Origin of the sequence: Novosphingobium sp. HR1a (genome assembly GCF_015594425.1) — a bacterium.
In the GTDB taxonomy this organism is placed as follows: domain Bacteria; phylum Pseudomonadota; class Alphaproteobacteria; order Sphingomonadales; family Sphingomonadaceae; genus Novosphingobium; species Novosphingobium resinovorum_A.
The window spans coordinates 18,031-35,221 of record NZ_JABXWS010000058.1; the positions used below are offsets into that span (position 1 = coordinate 18,031).

Annotated in this window: 13 protein-coding genes; 3 read left to right on the top strand and 10 right to left on the bottom strand. The window is 66.5% G+C overall.

Translation table 11 applies throughout. From position 1 onward, the window contains the following. Both HWN72_RS15400 and HWN72_RS15405 read right to left on the bottom strand, forming a co-directional pair. The gene (locus HWN72_RS15400; protein WP_211150635.1) at positions 1 to 816 is read right to left on the bottom strand and encodes an SDR family NAD(P)-dependent oxidoreductase; all 816 of its coding nucleotides are present in this window, start codon (positions 814 to 816) and stop codon (positions 1 to 3) included. A 19-nt stretch (positions 817 to 835) separates the two neighbouring features. Next, a complete protein-coding gene (locus tag HWN72_RS15405) occupies positions 836 to 2,299 on the bottom strand; it encodes an aldehyde dehydrogenase family protein (RefSeq protein WP_375154524.1) in 1,464 nt (487 codons plus the stop codon). Between the two features lie 206 nt (positions 2,300 to 2,505). Here HWN72_RS15405 and HWN72_RS15410 point away from each other — a divergent pair, with 206 nt between their 5' ends. After that, positions 2,506 to 3,957, top strand: coding sequence for an NAD-dependent succinate-semialdehyde dehydrogenase (locus tag HWN72_RS15410; protein ID WP_211150637.1), 1,452 nt, complete (start codon positions 2,506 to 2,508; stop codon positions 3,955 to 3,957). A gap of 87 nt (positions 3,958 to 4,044) precedes the next feature. Here the strand turns inward: HWN72_RS15410 and HWN72_RS15415 are convergent, their stop codons facing one another. After that, positions 4,045 to 4,491: a hypothetical protein gene (locus tag HWN72_RS15415; RefSeq protein ID WP_211150638.1), complete on the bottom strand. Its 447-nt coding sequence runs from the start codon at positions 4,489 to 4,491 to the stop codon at positions 4,045 to 4,047. A 377-nt stretch (positions 4,492 to 4,868) separates the two neighbouring features. On the opposite strand from HWN72_RS15415, the gene HWN72_RS15420 reads away from it, so the two are divergent. Further along, positions 4,869 to 5,543 (top strand): fumarylacetoacetate hydrolase family protein, encoded by a 675-nt coding sequence (locus HWN72_RS15420; RefSeq protein ID WP_211150639.1) that lies wholly within the window; start codon positions 4,869 to 4,871, stop codon positions 5,541 to 5,543. Between the two features lie 10 nt (positions 5,544 to 5,553). On the opposite strand, the gene HWN72_RS15425 is transcribed toward HWN72_RS15420, so the two are convergent. The 7 genes from HWN72_RS15425 to hisS form a co-directional block, all read right to left on the bottom strand. After that, positions 5,554 to 7,425, bottom strand: a complete 1,872-nt coding sequence (locus HWN72_RS15425; protein WP_211150640.1) for a M3 family oligoendopeptidase — start codon at positions 7,423 to 7,425, stop codon at positions 5,554 to 5,556. A 272-nt stretch (positions 7,426 to 7,697) separates the two neighbouring features. Further along, positions 7,698 to 8,912, bottom strand: coding sequence for a methionine adenosyltransferase (gene metK / locus HWN72_RS15430; protein WP_211150641.1), 1,215 nt, complete (start codon positions 8,910 to 8,912; stop codon positions 7,698 to 7,700). A gap of 44 nt (positions 8,913 to 8,956) precedes the next feature. Further along, a complete protein-coding gene (gene lnt / locus HWN72_RS15435) occupies positions 8,957 to 10,606 on the bottom strand; it encodes an apolipoprotein N-acyltransferase (RefSeq protein ID WP_211150642.1) in 1,650 nt (549 codons plus the stop codon). A 73-nt stretch (positions 10,607 to 10,679) separates the two neighbouring features. Continuing rightward, on the bottom strand, positions 10,680 to 11,531 hold the full coding sequence (locus HWN72_RS31720) for a DUF4167 domain-containing protein (RefSeq protein ID WP_008831906.1): 852 nt from the start codon (positions 11,529 to 11,531) through the stop codon (positions 10,680 to 10,682). 253 nt (positions 11,532 to 11,784) lie between these two features. Next, the gene (gene prmC / locus HWN72_RS15445; RefSeq protein WP_211150643.1) at positions 11,785 to 12,639 is read right to left on the bottom strand and encodes a peptide chain release factor N(5)-glutamine methyltransferase; all 855 of its coding nucleotides are present in this window, start codon (positions 12,637 to 12,639) and stop codon (positions 11,785 to 11,787) included. Then, positions 12,632 to 13,702 carry a peptide chain release factor 1 gene (gene prfA / locus HWN72_RS15450; protein WP_008831904.1) on the bottom strand — a complete coding sequence of 357 codons (1,071 nt, stop codon included), beginning with the start codon at positions 13,700 to 13,702 and terminating at the stop codon, positions 12,632 to 12,634. Before prfA ends, prmC begins: the two co-directional genes overlap by 8 nt. Positions 13,703 to 13,841: 139 nt before the next feature. Next, positions 13,842 to 15,086 carry a histidine--tRNA ligase gene (gene hisS, locus HWN72_RS15455; RefSeq protein WP_211150644.1) on the bottom strand — a complete coding sequence of 415 codons (1,245 nt, stop codon included), beginning with the start codon at positions 15,084 to 15,086 and terminating at the stop codon, positions 13,842 to 13,844. Positions 15,087 to 15,202: 116 nt separating this feature from the next. On the opposite strand from hisS, the gene HWN72_RS15460 reads away from it, so the two are divergent. Further along, positions 15,203 to 17,143, top strand: coding sequence for a M61 family metallopeptidase (locus HWN72_RS15460; RefSeq protein WP_211150645.1), 1,941 nt, complete (start codon positions 15,203 to 15,205; stop codon positions 17,141 to 17,143). Positions 17,144 to 17,191 lie beyond the last annotated feature (48 nt).

Consider the following 17,191-nt stretch of genomic DNA (forward strand, 5'->3'; position numbering starts at 1 on the left):
TCAACCACCCGCCTTGCGCCCGGCGGATAGCCCACCGTCGACGGGAAGGTTCACGCCGGTGATATTGGAGGCGAGGTCGGAGGCAAGGAACAGGGCGGCCGAGGCGGTATCGCGCGGGTCGATCGCCTTGCCCAGCGGGTGCGCCCTGCCCATCCCTTCGAGGATGCGGTCGCGATGCTGGCTGTCGGGGTCCATGCCGGCGTAACGGGTCAGCATCCCGGCCGGGCACACGGCGTTGACGCGAATACCCTTGTCCGCCACCTCGATGGCGAGCGCCCGGGTCAGCTGGACGATCGCGCCCTTGGTCGCGCCGTAGAGCACGCCGCCATACCCCATCAGCCCGGCGACGGATGCGGTGGAAACGATCACGCCGCCCTCGCCCAACCCCGCTTCCCGCTGCTTATCGAACTGCCGGATAGCCGCCTGACAGCCGTAGACGACGCCGTTGATGTTGACGTCCTCGACCCGCTTCATTTCCTCGGGTTCGCATTCGACGAGTGAGCGCAGGCCCTTGCCGGGGATCGGGCTGATGGTGACGCCGGCGTTGTTGTAGATGATGTCGAGCCGCCCGAAGCGCTCCACGGCTTGCGCCACGGCGGCATCGACGCTGGCCGGATCGGCGACATTGCAGGTGACCGACAGCGCCTCGCCGCCCGCCGCTTTTGCAAGCGCCGCGGTTTCCTCGGCGTTGTCGCCGTCGATATCGGCAGCGACAACCTTCGCGCCATGCTCGCAGAACAGCAGCACTGCCGCGCGGCCGAGACCCGAGCCCGCGCCGGTGATGAGGGCGACTTTGCCCTGGACCAGTCCTTCCATCGTCCTTGCTCCCGTTCCCTCAGCCACCGATGTTGAAGGTGGTCATCATCTGGAATTCGCGCAGGCCCTCGACCCCGCGTTCGCGGCCGAGGCCGCTCATCTTGATGCCGCCGCCGCTGGCGTAGCTCGACATCACCGCGCCGTTGACGTTGACCGCCCCGCTGCGGATCTTCAGACCCACCTCCAGCGCCTTGACCTTGTCCGCCCCGTGCACCCAGCCCGAGAGGCCGAAGCGGCTGTCATTGGCCATCTCCACCGCGTGATCGAGGTCGCGATAGCCGATCACGCCGACCACCGGCCCGAAGATCTCCTCCTGCGCGGCGGGGTTGGAATTGTCCGGCAGGTCGAGCACCGTTGGCTCCCAGTAGAAGCCCTTGGCGATACCCTCCGGCCGCTTGCCGCCGCACACCACGCGGCCGCCCGCTTCCACCGCAGCCTGGGTGAAGTGCGCGCAGCGGTCGCGCTGGGCGGCGCTGATGACCGGGCCGAGCTGGGTTGCTGGATCGCTCGCCGGCCCGATCTTCACGTCCGCAAGCAATTTGGCCATGGCGTCGACGACTTCGGCCTTGGTCTCCTGCGGCACGAAAACCCGCGTCCCCAGCACACAGCCCTGTCCCGCGTGCGAAGTGCAGACCGAAAGCGCGGCAGAGGGTGCACGCGCAACCGCGTCGGGCAGGTAGATTTGCGCCGACTTGCCACCCAGCTCCAGCACCAGCCGCTTGAGCGTCGGCGCTGCCTGCTCGGCCACCTTGGCCCCCACGGTGCATGAGCCGGTGAACGAGACCATATCGACGCGCGGATCGGTGGTCATCGCAAGCCCGCCCGCGAGGCCCGGCTCGACGATCACGTTCATGACCCCGGGCGGAAGGCCCGCTTCCTCGGCCGCCTCGGCGAAAATCATGGATGAGATGGGGGTCAGCGGATTGGGCCGCAGGACCACCGTGTCACCCGCCATGAGCGCGGGAACGACTTTCCAGAACGCGGTATAGAACGGCACGTTGTAGGCCGAAATCGCCGAGACCACGCCGAGCGGCGACCAGCGCTTGAGGCTCTGCACGACGAAGTGCGGATTGACCCGCTCGTGGATCGGCAGAGGGTTTTCCTCCTGCTGCGGAAGGCGCAGGAACAGGTCGATGATCTCGTCGGTCATGCGCAGCGGCGCGTGGACCTGCGCGCCCATGACCGTCGCCGAGACCGGGCATCCCGCTTCCTCGATGGCGCATGTCTTCAGGAAATCCGCCCGTTTGCGCATCGCCTCCCCGAAGCGCGTCATGATTTTCGCGCGCTCCGTCATCGACAGGCCCGACCATGCGCCGGAATCGAAGGCCTGCCGCGCGGCGCCGATCGCCGCGTCGGCCTGCGCTGCTGAAACGCCGACCACTTCGGCGACCACCGATTCGTCGGACGGGTTCTGCACCTCGAACCGCTCGCCTTCGCCGCGCACGAAGCTGCCGCCGATATACCCTGCGTATTCCAAGCCCACTCTCCCGAACTTATTCGCATTAACGAATTATTGTTCGCATTAGAGACTAGCCGACACGCGGAGAGGCGTCAATCGCGCCACCCTCGCGCTTGTCGCAGGAGGCGCGGACGACTTGTAACCGCTAGGGCTCGTCCCTAGACCATGCCGGAACCCGCGAGTGTCCGTTCGAGACGCTCCACCGGCAACAACTGAGGAACCCGCACGAAATGGCCTACACCGATTTCCTGAAGCAGCAGTGCTACATCGACGGCGCGTGGGTCGATGCGGATTCGGGTGCTTCCTTCGAGGTCACCGACCCCGGCACCGGCAAGGTGCTGGGCACCGTTCCGAAGATGGGCGCCGACGAAACCGCCCGCGCGATCGACGCCGCCGAGGCCGCCCTCCCTGCATGGCGCGCCAAGACCGCCGGTGAGCGCGCGAAGCTGATGCGCAAGCTGTTCGAACTGATGCTCCAGCACCAGGACGATCTGGGCGAACTGCTCAGCCGCGAGCAGGGCAAGCCGCTCGCCGAAGGCAAGGGCGAGATCGCCTATGGCGCCAGCTTCATCGAGTGGTTCGCCGAAGAGGGCAAGCGCGCTTACGGCGACGTGATCCCCGGCCATGCCGCCGACCGCCGCATCGTCGTGATCAAGCAGGGCGTCGGCGTCGTCGCCGCGATCACGCCCTGGAACTTTCCCAATGCGATGATCACCCGCAAGCTCGGCCCGGCGCTGGCTGCAGGCTGCACCATCGTCATCAAGCCCGCCTCGGCCACGCCGTACTCGGCGCTGGCGATCGCGCAGCTGTGCGAGATGGCGGGCATACCCAAGGGGGTCGTCAACGTCGTCACCGGCAGTGCAGGGCAGATCGGCTCGACCCTGACCGCCAGCCCCAAGGTCGCCAAGCTGACTTTCACGGGCTCGACCGAGATCGGCCGCGACCTGCTGCGCGAATGCGCCGAGACGATCAAGAAGTGCTCGATGGAACTGGGCGGCAACGCGCCGTTCCTGGTGTTCGACGATGCCGATGTCGATGCCGCGATCGAAGGCGCGATGATCTCGAAGTTCCGCAACGGCGGCCAGACTTGCGTGTGCACCAACCGCTTCTACGTGCAGGACGGCGTCTATGACGAGTTCGTGACCAAGCTGGCCGCGCGCGTCAGCGGCATGAAGGTGGGCTACGGCCTCGACGCAGGCACCGAAGTCGGCCCGCTGATCGACGAGAAGGCCGTCGAGAAGGTCGAGGAACACCTCAAGGACGCGGTCGACGGCGGCGCCAAAGTGCTCGCGGGCGGCCAGCGCAACCCGCTTGGCGGCAGCTTCTTCAACCCCACCGTGGTGGCAGGCGTGAAGCCCGACATGAAGCTGGCCCGCGAGGAGACCTTCGGGCCGCTCGCAGGCGTGATCCGCTTCACCGACGAGGCCGACGCCATCCGCATGGCCAACGACACCGAGTTCGGCCTCGCCAGCTACTTCTACGCCCGCGACCTGTCGCGCGTGTGGCGTGTCGCAGAGGCGCTGGAAGCGGGCATGGTCGGCATCAACACCGGCCTCATCTCCACCGAGGTCGCGCCGTTCGGCGGCGTCAAGCAATCGGGCCTGGGCCGCGAGGGATCGCACTACGGCCTCGATGACTACATGGAGGTCAAGTACCTCTGCATGGGAATCACGCCGGCCTGAGGCCGGCGGACTTCGACAAGCTCAGCCTGAGCGGGACTGGAGGTTTATACAACCTCCAGTCCCGCTCAGGCTGAGCTTGTCGAAAGGTCAGGCGCCGGCCCTGCCTCCCTTGCACAACCTGAACGTACGCGCCTGAACCACCTGCGTCATCGGAATGCCGATAGGGATGCGCATCGTATCGTCATGCTCGAGCAGCAGCGCACCACGCCGCTCACCATCATTGAACATCATGGTCACAGGGAAGGTGTCTCCGCCCCACTTGTCCTTGCCGTACTTGACCATGACCCAGACCTGGATGCCTTCGTAGCGCGCTCCGCCGGCGCAGCTGTAACAGACATCGACCGGCAGCGGCCCTGCCTTGCCCGATGCGGTTTCGAGGAACACCCCCGCAGTGTTGACGACCACCCGCGGTTGCCGGGCACAATCGCCACCCGGCGCGTAGTTGCCGTACAGATTTTTTGGAACCGGGATCGACTGACTCAGTGCCGGAGTCGCAACGAGCAAGGCCAGCACGGCGGGCGAATAGCGAAACATCGACGAATCCCTCGATGAAATAGGTCCCGTCCCATCATCTCCGGTAGGAAAGCCGCTGTCATCCGGAATACTACGAAGGATTTTTCCGGACGATCGCGATGGGCTGCCGGACTTCCGGCAATTGCCCGTGATGCTCTATCCTTCACCGTCCGCGCGAACGAAAGCGAAGGGGAACGATGAAAATCTGCCGCTATAAGCTGCGACGCGGCGATCCGATCCACGTCGGCGTCGTGCGTGGCGATCGTGTCCATGATGTCACCGCTGTCACCTCCGAACTGCCATCACTCCGCTGGCCCATCCCTCCTGGTGACCAGTTTGTCACCCACCTAGACACCCTGCGACCGAAGATGGAGGCTCTGGCAAACAGTGTCGATGGCATGCCACTCACCGACATCCTGCTACAAAGCCCCGTCGCCAACCCCGGCAAGTTCGTCTGCGGAGCGGGCAACTTCGAAGAAGTCCTGGCCGCCGGCGGGCACCCGCGCCGCCTCGGCCTGCTGTTCAAGATGACCAGCGCGGCCGCCGGACCTGCCGACGGCGTGGTGCTCCGATGGCCCGAGCGCACGACCTTTCACGAGATGGAAATCGCCATCGTCATCGGCAGGCAGGGCACCGAAATCCCCGCCGCCAAGGCGCTGGACTACGTCGCCGGCTATTGCATCGGCCTCGACATGACGATGCAGGGCAGCGAATTTCCCAGCTTCGGCAAAAGCTTCGATACCTACGGAGTGATGGGCCCGTGGCTCACCACCCGCGACGAGATCACCGATCCCGATTGCCTAGACTTTAGCCTGACGGTCAATGGCGAGGACCGGCAGGTGGACAATACACGCCGCCTCGTCCTCGGCATCGCCGACCTCGTCGAACATGCCGCCTCGGTGATGACGCTGCATCCGGGCGACGTGATCTTCTCCGGCACGCCGCCGCGCTCGGTCGGGCCGGTAGTGCCGGGAGACACGATGCACGCCTGGGTGGAAGGGCTCGGCGCGATGACCGTTGCGGTCACCGGCGGACCGGGGCGCAGGACACCACTCGACGGAATGGTGCCCTGACGCCGCTACGTCACGCCATCAACGTCTCGATCTCGTCGATCGTCGCCTTGAAGTCCGCCACCAGCCCGCGATAGGGATCGGGCGCGGTCATATCGAGCCCGGCTTTCTTCAGGATGTCCACCGGATCGGCAGAACCGCCCGCGCGCAGCACGTCGAGGTAGCGTTCGCGCTCGGCCTTGCCGCCGTTCAGGATCGAGTGCGCGAACCACGTCCCCGCCGAGATCGAGGTGGCGTACTGGTAGACGTAGAACGTGCTGTAGAAGTGCGGGATATAGGCCCACTCGATCGCGTAGGGCGCGTCGATCACGAAGTTCGGGCCGTGATAGCGCTTCAGCAGGTCGAGATACACGCGCGTCAGGCTCTCGCCCGAGAGGCCCTCTCCCGCTTCGGCCATCTCGTGCATCTTCAGCTCGAACTCGGCGAACATCGCCTGCCGGAAGAAGGTGCCGCGCATGCCCTCCAGCCGCATGCCGAGGTAGTAGATCTTCTCTTCCTTGGTCTTCGCCTGCTTCAGCATGTACTCGGTCAACAGCACCTCGTTGCAGGTGGAGGCGATCTCGGCGGTGAAGATCGGGTAGTCGGACAGTTCGTAAGGCTGCACCGAATCGGCCAGCAGCGAATGCATCGCGTGGCCCCACTCATGCGCATACGTGGACAATCCCTCGTAGTTCTCGCCGAGGTTCAGCAGCAGGTAGGGATGCACGCCATAGGCCGAGCCGTTCATGTAGGCGCCCGGACGCTTGCCGGGACGCGGCCAGGGGTCCATCCACTTCGCCGCCGTCGCCGCGCCAAGGCGCTTGACGTATTCGGGGCCCAGCGGCTCCACCGCCTTCAGGGTGATGTTGCGCATGTCGGTCAGGGTGAACTTGCGCTCCAGGCTGACCAGCGGCGGATAGATGTCGTAATAGTGCATGTCCGGCAGCTTCAGCATCTTGCGACGCAGTTCGAACGAGCGGTGGAGCTGCGGCAGACCGGCGTTCGTCTCGGCCACCAGCGTGCGGTAGACGCCCTCGGGCACCCCACCGGGGGCGAGCGCCATGGCAAGGCAGCTTTTGTAGCTGCGGGCGCGGGCATCGAACACGTCGCCCTTGAGCTTGGCCGCCATCGCCGCGCCGAGCGAGCTTTCGAACTTGCCCATCTGACCGAAGAAGCCATCCATCACCGTCTTGCGGTCATCGCGGTTCGGCGCGTCACGGGTCAGGGTGTACCCCTGCGCGTCGAGCACCTGCTTGCGCCCGTCCGACAGGGTGACCTCGGGCCAGGGGATGTCGGAGGAGAACAACTGCTCGCGGATCGTCTGCGGGCCGGACAACGGGGAAGAGACCGCCGCCAGCAAAGCCTCTCCCCTGGCATCGAGGGTGTGTTCGGCCTCGCGCAGGGTCTTGCGCAGGCCGAAGGCGAAACGGGTAGCGAGCGTCTTGTCAGCGGCGATCAAGCCTTCGACCTTGTCCTTGCCCAGCTTCAGTGTTTCCGGCGCGGTCCACGCGGTCGCCTCGCCGAAGGCAGCGTACAGGTCCATGACTTGCGCGTTGCGCTCCTGATTGGCGGACACGCGCACGTCTTCGTCCGCCTTCAGCGAGGCGTAGACGTAGACGCGCGCGAACGTCTTCGAGACTTCGGAGATATCCTCCAGCGCCTTGAGCATGGAGGGCGCGTCGGCGCCGAAGCTGTCCTTGTAGCCGGCAAGGCGCGGCAGCGCGGCGGCGACCTGCTTTCGCGCGGCGTCCCAAACGTCGAGGCCAGGGTAAAGGTCGGTGAGGTCCCACTGCGCTGCGGCCGCATCGGCGGCATGGGCCGTGCCCGCCAGCATCGAGGGCAGCGCCGAGGCGAGAGGAAGCGCGGCGGCAAGGCCGAGTGCGCCGCGACGGTCGGTTTCGATCATGGATGTGTCCCTTGCATCCCTGCGCCCGGAAAAGCGCGGGGGTCGATCGGCCGAAGCTATCGCCTTGGCCCATCGTTGCAAGAGAAACGCCGACGCTGATCGAACAGCGTCGGCGGTTGGTCGAAGGGGTTACGTAACCCCGCTCGTTCATTTTCTTCCATCGTCATCCCCGCGAAGGCGGGGACCCATCTGATGATCGTGCAACACGAAAATTCAGGAGATGGGTTCCCGCCTTCGCGGGAATGACTGGAAGAATACGGTTGCCCTCCAGATCAGGCCAGCGCGGCCTTCAGCGCATCGGCGAGATCGGTGCGCTCCCAGGGGAACAGGTCACCCTCGGGCTGGCGGCCGAAGTGGCCATAAGCGGCGGTCGGGCCGTAGATCGGCTTGTTGAGACCAAGGCCGACGCGAATGCCGCGCGGGGTCAGTCCGCCCAGCTTCTCGGCCGAGACCTTCGCGATCGCGGCTTCCAGCACGGCATCGTCGACGCTGCCGGTGCCATGGGTATCGACATAGAGCGAGAGCGGTGCAGACACGCCGATCGCGTAGGACACCTGAATAGTGCAGCGCGTGGCGAGGCCGGCTGCGACCACGTTCTTGGCAAGGTAGCGCGTCACGTAAGCGGCCGAGCGGTCCACCTTCGTCGGGTCCTTGCCCGAGAACGCGCCGCCGCCGTGCGGCGAGGCACCGCCGTACGTATCGACGATGATCTTGCGGCCGGTGAGGCCCGCGTCGCCGTCAGGACCGCCGATCTCAAACGAGCCGGTCGGGTTGATGTGGAACACCGTCTTGTCGGTGACGAAGCCTTCGGGGAGAAGCTCGGTCACGACCGTCTTCACGTAGGACTTGAGTTCGGCCTCCTGCTCGCCCTTGTCGTAGCCCGGCGCGTGCTGGGTCGAGACGACGATCGCGGTCGCTTCTACCGGCACGCCGTTCTCGAAGCGCAGGGTAACCTGGCTCTTGGCGTCGGGCTCCAGGAACGGCGCGGCGCCCGAGTGGCGGTCTTCTGCCAGCTTGTGCAGGATCTTGTGGCTGTAATCGAGCGTCGCCGGCATCAGGTCGGGCGTTTCGTCGCAGGCGAAACCGAACATGATGCCCTGGTCGCCGGCGCCTTCGTCCTTGTTGCCCGCCGCATCGACGCCCTGCGCGATGTGCGCGGACTGGGCATGCAGGCGGTTGATGAACTCGAAGGTTTCCCAGTGGAAACCGTCCTGCGCATAGCCGATCTTCTTGACGACGGCGCGCACGGTCTTCTCGATTTCCTCGAGCGCGCCTTCGGCCCACTCACCGTTCTCGAACACGCCCTTGCAGCGAATTTCGCCTGCGAGGACGACGAGCTGGGTGGTCGTCAACGTCTCGCACGCGACGCGCGCTTCGGAATCCTTCGACAGGAACAGATCGACGATGGCGTCGGAAATCTGGTCGGAAACCTTGTCCGGATGGCCTTCGGAGACGCTCTCGGACGTGAAGACGTAGTTGCTGCGCATGTGATCCCTTGGGATATAAAGGAAGCTTTATGTGAGTGCGCGGTCTAGACCCGACGGCGCCCGAGTGCAACCACGCAAAGCACAACCGCCATCAGCAGTGCGGCAAGCGCGAGCGGAAGAACGTTACCGAGTTGGGCAAAGAGCGTGGGTTCATGGGCCTGCGGGATCAGCCCGTCGAGACGACCCGCCTGGTGCCGCGGCACGAAGGCTCGCACGATCCCGTCGGCATCTATCACCGCACTGATCCCCGTAGTGGTCGAGCGCAGCACCGGCAGCCCCTCCTCGATCGCGCGCAGCCTCGCCTGCGCGAGATGCTGGGGCGGCCCCCAGGCGCCGAACCAGCCGTCGTTCGAGGGGTTGAAGATGTAGTCGGGCCGGTTGGCGGGATCGACGACCTCGCCGCTGAAGACGATCTCGTAGCAGATCTGGATTCCGGCCTTGCCATAGGCGCCGAAGTCGACGGTGCGCGGCCCCGGTCCCGGCAGGAAGTCGAGTTGCCCCGCGACCAGACGGCTGAGCCCGATCGGCCCGAGCAGAGAGCGCATCGGCAGATACTCGCCAAAAGGCACGAGGTGGGCCTTGGAATAGCCCGCCAGGATCGCCCCGTTTCCATCGATCGCGGTCACCGAATTGCGCGCCGCCTTCTCCTCCTCGCCCTCCATGACGAGATCGACGGCGCCGGTCATCAGCAGTCCGTAAGGCCCGACCACACGGCCGAGGCGGCGTCGGGCGATCTCCGGATCACCGGCATACGTATAGATGCGGTAGAGATAGCTCGGATAGCCGTCGCGCAGGAAATCGCCGAGCCCGGATTCGGGCCAGAACACCGCCCGCCGGTCCCCCGGCGCGCGCGGCAGCGACAGCAACGCGAGGCGCTGGAAATTGCGTTCGAAATAGCGCGGGTCGTCGATGAACTCCTGCCGGATGTCGGGCTGGACCAGCGTGTAGCGCACAGGGCCGGGCTGCGGAGCCGGAGGGGGCGCATGCATGGCGAAACCAAGCCCGCCCGCCAGCACCGCGACGGCGGTGGGCGCAAGCACCTTGCCGGAGGGCAGCCGGGCCATGATGCCGGGTACGCCGGACAGCAGCACCAGCACGCCCGAGAGGCCATACGTCCCGATCCACGGCGCCAGAATACCGAGCCCCCGGCTCTCGAACCCGCCCAGCAGCGCGATACCCAGCGGGTTCCAAGCAAAGCCGGTGAACAGCCACGCGCGGATCCACTCCGTCACGATCCAGGTTGCGGCGAAAGCGAAAGCGAACGCGGCGAAACCGCGCGAACCTTCGCGGCGGTCAGGCCGTGCCACCAGCCAGGCAGCCAGCACCGCCACCGCCGGGAACAGCGCGAGGTAGAGCGCCAGCAGAACAACGGCGATCATCCCCAGCCATGCGGGCATGTTCGCCTGATAGGTGAAGGCGGTTGCGATCCAGTTGTTGCCGAGGGTGAAGTGGCCGAGCCCGAAGCACCAGCCGAGCAGGAAGACCTGCCGCCCCGTCCTTGCCCGAACCACCAGTTCGAGCAGCCAGGCGACGCCGATCAGGGTCAGCGGCCAGAGCGCAAGGGGCTGGAAGCCGCAGGCCGCGAGAACGCCGGCGGCCATGGCCGCCAGCGCACGCGCACCCGGCCGCGGGGGCACGGCCAGGGCAAGGGTTCTAAGGAAAGGCGAAGCGTACCGGTCGGACTGCATCGCCATGGGCTTGTAAGCCCGGCCCGGCGCGACGCAAGGGACCAGTTACGGTCCCGTGCACGCGCGCCGGGAAGGAGGGTCAGCCCTCGACAGCCTCGGGAGCGGCCTCGTCACCCGCGGCAGCCTTGCGGGTGCGGCGGCGGCGCGGCTTTTCCTCGGCGGCAGGCTCGGCCTCGGGAGCCGGAGCAACGGCTTCGGCGGCGGGCTTGGGCGTGCGCTTGCGGGCCGGCTTGGCCGAGATCGCGGGCGGAAGCACTGCGGCGTCGAAGCCGGCAGGCTCTTCCTGAGCGACGGGGGCCGGAGCCTGCTCCGCCTCGCCCCGGGGCTCTTCGCCTTCGTCCCGGCGCGGGCCGCGCGGCTTGCGCTGCTTCAGGCCGCGCGAGGCGCGATTGTCGCGCACGAAAGGATTTTCGGGCGGCTCGTAAGGATTGGCCGACGCATCGCCAGCGTCCGCAACCGGCTCGGCGGCATCCTCGACGGCAGCGGCGGCGGGCTCCGGAGCACGCTGTTCATGCCGGGGCTCATACTGGCGCTGCTCGTACTGGCGCGGTTCACGCTCGGGGCGCGGGGCGCGTTCGACGGGAGCCGACGGCGCTTCGCCGTAGGGATCGTCGTACGAACCGTAATCGTCGCCGTAATCGTTCTGGCGATGATCGTCGCGGCGCGGCTGATTCGGCTGGCGAGCGTCTTCCTGACGCTGCTTCTGGTCGGCAATGACACGGAAGTAGTGATCCGCGAACTGGAGGTAGTATTCCTCCGTCACGCGGTCGCCATTGAGGTGGGCGTCGTGCGCCATCTTCCGATACTTTTCCAGAAGCTGCGGCGCATTGCCACGTGCCCTGCTGTCGATCCGGTTGGTCTGCTGGCCGCCCTGCTGGCGGTTGTTACCGCGGCCGCGCCGACGGTTGTTACCACGATTGTTGTTATTCAAGGGATGACTTTCCTCAAAACCCCGGGCTTTAAAACCCTGGCACGCTCCGGTCCCGATCAACCGGACTGCCGTACGTCACATGATCCCGACCGGCCCCCCGGCCGCCGCGATTTTCCCCATCTGCCCTGTCGGTTGCGTTGACGCCGCCGACCGCTTGCAAATGCTGGAGGCGAACCGGGTATGGGAAATCATCGTCCATCGGCCGGTTCGCGGTAATCATTAGGGATTGTAGAGGACGATTCCAAGCGGAAACTTACGCCCCAAGTACGTTTGTCCCCGAAAACGCGACGACCCGGTCGCGCCCGCCCAAATCGCGATGAACCCGGGACGACAGCCCGGCAGCCGCGCCGATCCCCGCCACGGCGTCGGCCTGCCGCCAGCCGATCTCGACCATCGCCACACCGCCTGGGGCCATGAGGCCGGGAAGCTGGGGCACGAGGACGCGGTAGTCGTCCAGTCCCTCGGGCCCCGAGAACAGCGCGCCCGCAGGCTCGAAGGCCCGGACCGAAGTGTCGAGTTCGGCCGCATCCTCGACGTAAGGCGGGTTGGTGAGGATCAGGTCGAAGCGGCCGAGATCGGCCGACCAGCCGGGCTTTGTCCAGTCGGCCACCAGCAGCCGGGCGGCCGGAGCATGGCGATCGGCATTCGTCTGCGCGACCGCCAGCGTCTCGGCCGAGCGGTCGATGGCGACGCCTTGCGCCTCCGGCCATACCGACAGCGCCGCCAGCAGCAGCGCGCCGGTTCCGGTGCCGAGATCGAGGATGCGGGCGGGCGGGCGGGCGGCCAAAGCCTCGCGGGCGGCCTCGATCAGTGTCTCGGTATCGCCGCGCGGGATCAGCGTGGCCGGGGTGACCGCGAGTTCGAGGCCGTAGAACTCGGCCGTGCCGGTGATGTAGGCCACCGGTTCATGCGCGGCACGCCGCTCGACCAGCGCGGCGAAGCCCTCGGGCGCCGGATCGCGCATGCGGCCGAGCAAAAGCTGCGAACGGGTGACGCCCAGCGCATGGGCCATCAGGACTTCGGCGTCGAGGCGGGCAGTATCGCTGGTTTCCGAAAGGCGTGAAGCCGCATCGCGGATGGCTTCGACTACGGTAGTGCCGTCAACCATCCATCGCTGCCAGACGCTTGGCCTCGTCCTCGGCGATCAGCGCATCGACCAGTTCCGCCAGCCCCGGCCCTTCGAGCACTTCGGGCAGGCGGTGGAGCGTCAGGTTGATGCGATGATCGGTGACGCGCCCTTGCGGGAAGTTGTAGGTGCGAATGCGCTCCGAGCGGTCGCCGGAACCGACCATGGCCTTGCGCGCCTCTGCCTCGGCGCCCTGCGCCTCGTCGCGCATCTTCTCGTAGAGGCGCGCGCGCAGGACCTGCATCGCCTTGGCCTTGTTCTTGTGCTGGCTGCGCTCGTCCTGACAGGTGACGACGATGCCCGACGGCAAGTGGGTGATGCGCACCGCCGAATCGGTGGTGTTGACGTGCTGCCCGCCCGCGCCCGAGGCGCGGTAGATGTCGATCTTGAGATCCTTGTCCTCGATCGCCACGTCGACCTCGGTGGGTTCGGGCAGGACCGCGACGGTGGCCGCAGAGGTATGGATGCGCCCGCCCGATTCGGTCACCGGCACGCGCTGGACGCGGTGGACGCCGCTTTCGAACTTCAGCTTGGCGAAGACGCCCGAGCCGGTGACGTTGGCGACGACTTCCTTGAAGCCGCCGACATCGCTGGCATTGGCGCTGACCATCTCGACCCGCCAGCCCTGCTCGGCGGCGTATTTCTCGTACATGCGGTAGAGGTCGGCGGCGAACAGCGCCGCCTCGTCGCCGCCGGTGCCCGCGCGGATTTCCAGCATCGCCGGGCGCACGTCGGCGGCGTCACGCGGGAGCATGGCGATGGCGAGGCGGCGCTCGGCCTCAGGCAGCTCTGCCTTGAGGCGTGCGGCTTCCTCGGCTGCAAGGGCGCGCATCTCGGGGTCAGGGTCTTCGAGGCCAAGCAGCGATTCGAGTTCGCCGCGCATCGAGACGACCTCGGCCGCGGCGCGCGCGACGGGTTCCAGCTCGGCATAATCGCGGCTTGCAGCGACGAAAGCCTCACCTTCGAGAGTGCCGGAAGCAAGGCGCGCCTCCAGTTCGGCCAGACGGCCGCCGAGCTGGGCGAGGCGAATGTCGGAGATCGCCATCAGCGTGCGCCTTCCGGGGCTTCGAGAGGCTGCGCCTGCCCCTTCGACAAGCTCAGGGTGAGCGGAGTTAGCGTAAAACTCCAACCCCGCTCAGGCTGAGCCTGTCGAAGCCCTCCGCGAAGTTGTGGCCATACCTCCATCACGGCTGGATGGTCACCAGCACCTGCTCCACCGCCAGCCGCGCCGGGGTGGTTTCACCCGCGCGCAAGTTGGCGGTGGGCACGCCGTCCTTGACCACGAATGAGACGATCGCCTTCGCGTTCGACTTCACCGCCTTGTCGAAGCGCTTGCGCGGGCTTCCCGTGGCAATGATCTCGGCATCGATGCCCTGATGGCGCAGCGCGGTCAGCGTCTTGAGCGCGAAGTGCAGCGCCGCATCGTCCTCGACCGCGAGCATCGCCGTCAGCGGCGCTTCGGTGGTCTGGCCCGCATCGGCCACCAGCATCGCAAGACGCTCGATCCCCGCTGCCCAGCCGACCGCCGGGGTCTCGGGACCGCCGAGTGCGGACATCAGGCCATCGTAGCGACCACCGCCCAGCACGGTCCCTTGCGCACCCAGCCGGTCGGTCACGAACTCGAAGGCGGTGTGACGGTAATAATCCAGCCCGCGCACCAGCGCCTCGGCGCGGGTCCAGGCGACGCCCGCCGCATCGAGGCCCGACGTCACCGCGCCGAAGAAGTCCTGCGCCTCGGCCGAGAGGAAGTCGTCGATCTTGGGCGCATCGGCGGTGAAGGGCTTGTCGCGCGGGTCCTTGGAATCGAGGATGCGCAGCGGGTTGCGCTCGAGGCGGTCTTGCGAATCCTCGGACAATACATCCTTGTGGCCGCGGAAGTATTCGACCAGCGCCGCGCGCCATGCCTCGCGGCTCTCGCCGTCGCCCAGCGTGTTGAGCTGCAGAGTCACGCCGTCCGCGATGCCCAGTTCCTTGAGCAGCTGGTCGGCCATGACGAGGAGTTCCACGTCGGCCATCGGCTCGGCCGCGCCGATCACTTCGGCGTCGATCTGGTGGAACTGGCGATAACGGCCCTTCTGCGGGCGCTCGTAACGGAACAGCGGCCCGTGCGTCGCGACCTTGAGCGGCGCGAACTGCTTCCAGCCGTCGGTCAGGTAGGCGCGAGCGATGCCGGCAGTGAATTCGGGGCGCAGCGTCAGCGATTCGCCGCCGCGATCCTCGAACGAATACATCTCCTTGGAGACCACGTCGGTCGTCTCGCCGAGCGAGCGCGAGAACACGGCGGTCTTCTCGAACACCGGCATTTCCACGCGGCGGAAGCGGTAGAGCTTGCGCACGAGCTCGAAGGTCTCGACGACGTGGGCGAAAGCCTCGGCATCGGCGCCGAAGATGTCCTGGGTTCCGCGAATGGCCTGTGGTGTGGTGTTCATGACGCGCGCGTCTAGCCGCAATGGCGCACTTCGTGAAGTGGCCCCGCCATTTTGAGAGGCCAAAACGACGGCATCAATGGTTGCCAAATGCGGTAACAAGCGCAAAGACCTGCGCAATGAAGAATCTGCTCAAGGGCGCGACCCTCCTCACCTCCCTGCTGCTGTCGACTTCCGTTTTCGCGCAGGATGCCAACCGCTCCACCCCGATGGCCCCGCCGCTTCCGCCGGAAATGCCCGCCGCGAAGGACGTGCCTTATGCCGGCACCATCGGCCTGAACATCGACGCGAGTGACATTTCGCGCGGCGTCTACCGCGTCACCCAGACGATCCCGGTCGCACCCGGCGCGCGCGATCTGATCCTGCTGCAGGCGGGCTGGCTGCCCGGCAACCACTCGGAAACCGGACCTTACGGGCTGCTGGCCGACATCCACTTCTATGCGGACGGTAAGGAAATCGCCTGGGTGCGTGACACGGTCGCGGTCAACGCCTTCCACCTCGCGCTGCCCGAGGGGACAAAGGCCGTCACCGCGAAGTTCGTCCACACCTCGCCGCTGCAGACCAGCGAGGGGCGGATCACGATGACGCAGGAGATGCTCAACCTCCAGTGGGAGAAGATGAGCCTCTACCCGGCGGGCTATTACACGCGCGGCATCCCGTACAAGCCGACGGTCACCTTCCCGCGGGGCTGGCAGGTGTTCACCGCGCTCGACGGCTTCCAGCGGACCGGCGACACCGTCACCTGGAACACCATCGACTTCGAGCGCCTCGTCGATTCGCCGATCTTCGCCGGCATCCATTCGCAGCGCTGGGACCTGGGCCAGAACGTCTTCATGGACGTCGTCGCTGACGAGCCGGACCTCCTCGCGATCAAGCCCGAGAACCTCCAGACTTACCGCAACCTCGTAAAGGAGGCGACGACCACGTTCGGCTCGAAGCACTTCGATCATTACGACTTCCTGCTCGCCCTCACCGACCGCATGGGCGGCATCGGCCTCGAGCACCACCGCTCCAGCGAGAACCAGCAGGAACCCAAGTCGTGGACCGACTGGGCCGGGATGGACTGGGACCGCAACGTTATCGCGCATGAATTCGTGCACAGCTGGAACGGCAAGTTCCGCCGCGGCGCCGATGCCTGGACGCCGGACTACCAGCAGCCGATGCAGAACACGATGCTGTGGGTCTACGAGGGTCAGACCCAGTTCTGGGGCTATGTGCTGGCCGCCCGCTCGGGCGTGCAGTCACGCGACACGGTCATGGCGATGTTCGCCACCGCTGCGGGCAAGTATGCCGAGGGCACTCCCGGCCGGTCGTGGCGCTCGGTCGAGGACACCGTCAACGCGCCGCAGCTGATGCGCCGCCGCCCGCTGCCCTACACCTCGCTCACCCGCTCGGAAGACTACTACGTCGAGGGCGCGCTGACTTGGCTCGAGGCCGACCAGATCATCCGCAAGGGTACGGGCGGCGCCAAGGGGCTCGACGATTTCGCCAGGGCCTTCTTCGGCGTGCGCGACGGCGACTGGGGCGAAGTGACCTACGACTTCGACGAAGTCGTCAAGGTGCTGAACGGCGTCTACCCCTACGACTGGGCCGCCTTCCTGCGCACGCGCCTCTACGACACCAACCAGCCCGCACCGCTGAACGGCGTGCAGATGGCCGGCTACAAGCTGGTGTGGAAGGACAAGCCCAACGCCTACGAAAAGGGCATCGCCGAGGAGCGCAAGACGCTCGACCTCACCTACTCGCTCGGCGTGACGCTGAACAAGGACGGCGACGTCACCGCGACCTTGTGGGACGGCCCGGCCTACAACGCGGGCATCGTCAATTCGACGAAGATCGTCGCCGTGGGCGGCCGCGCCTATTCCTCCGACGTGATGAAGGACGCGATCACCGCCGCCAAGACCGCCAAGGCGCCGATCAGCCTGCTGATCAAGCGCGGCGAGCGATATCAGACGGTGGCGATCGACTACCACGGCGGCCTGCGCCACCCCTGGCTGGAGAGCACCACACCGGGCAAGGTCAACGGCTTCGACAAGCTGCTGACCGCGCGCGCCAAGTAACGGGCATTTGGAAATCCGCTGAAGCGGATTTCGCGGCACCGGCCCTCT

Bases quoted from the DNA above. Each gene is read 5' to 3' on its own strand.
- metK (WP_211150641.1), bottom strand. From the start codon at position 8,912: ATGCGCAGCAACTACGTCTTCACGTCCGAGAGCGTCTCCGAAGGCCAT.
- HWN72_RS15410 (WP_211150637.1), top strand. From the start codon at position 2,506: ATGGCCTACACCGATTTCCTGAAGCAGCAGTGCTACATCGACGGCGCG.
- HWN72_RS15460 (WP_211150645.1), top strand. From the start codon at position 15,203: ATGAAGAATCTGCTCAAGGGCGCGACCCTCCTCACCTCCCTGCTGCTG.
- HWN72_RS15400 (WP_211150635.1), bottom strand. From the start codon at position 816: ATGGAAGGACTGGTCCAGGGCAAAGTCGCCCTCATCACCGGCGCGGGC.
- prmC (WP_211150643.1), bottom strand. From the start codon at position 12,639: ATGGTTGACGGCACTACCGTAGTCGAAGCCATCCGCGATGCGGCTTCA.
- hisS (WP_211150644.1), bottom strand. From the start codon at position 15,086: ATGAACACCACACCACAGGCCATTCGCGGAACCCAGGACATCTTCGGC.
- HWN72_RS15415 (WP_211150638.1), bottom strand. From the start codon at position 4,491: ATGTTTCGCTATTCGCCCGCCGTGCTGGCCTTGCTCGTTGCGACTCCG.
- HWN72_RS15425 (WP_211150640.1), bottom strand. From the start codon at position 7,425: ATGATCGAAACCGACCGTCGCGGCGCACTCGGCCTTGCCGCCGCGCTT.
- prfA (WP_008831904.1), bottom strand. From the start codon at position 13,702: ATGGCGATCTCCGACATTCGCCTCGCCCAGCTCGGCGGCCGTCTGGCC.
- HWN72_RS15420 (WP_211150639.1), top strand. From the start codon at position 4,869: ATGCCACTCACCGACATCCTGCTACAAAGCCCCGTCGCCAACCCCGGC.
- lnt (WP_211150642.1), bottom strand. From the start codon at position 10,606: ATGGCGATGCAGTCCGACCGGTACGCTTCGCCTTTCCTTAGAACCCTT.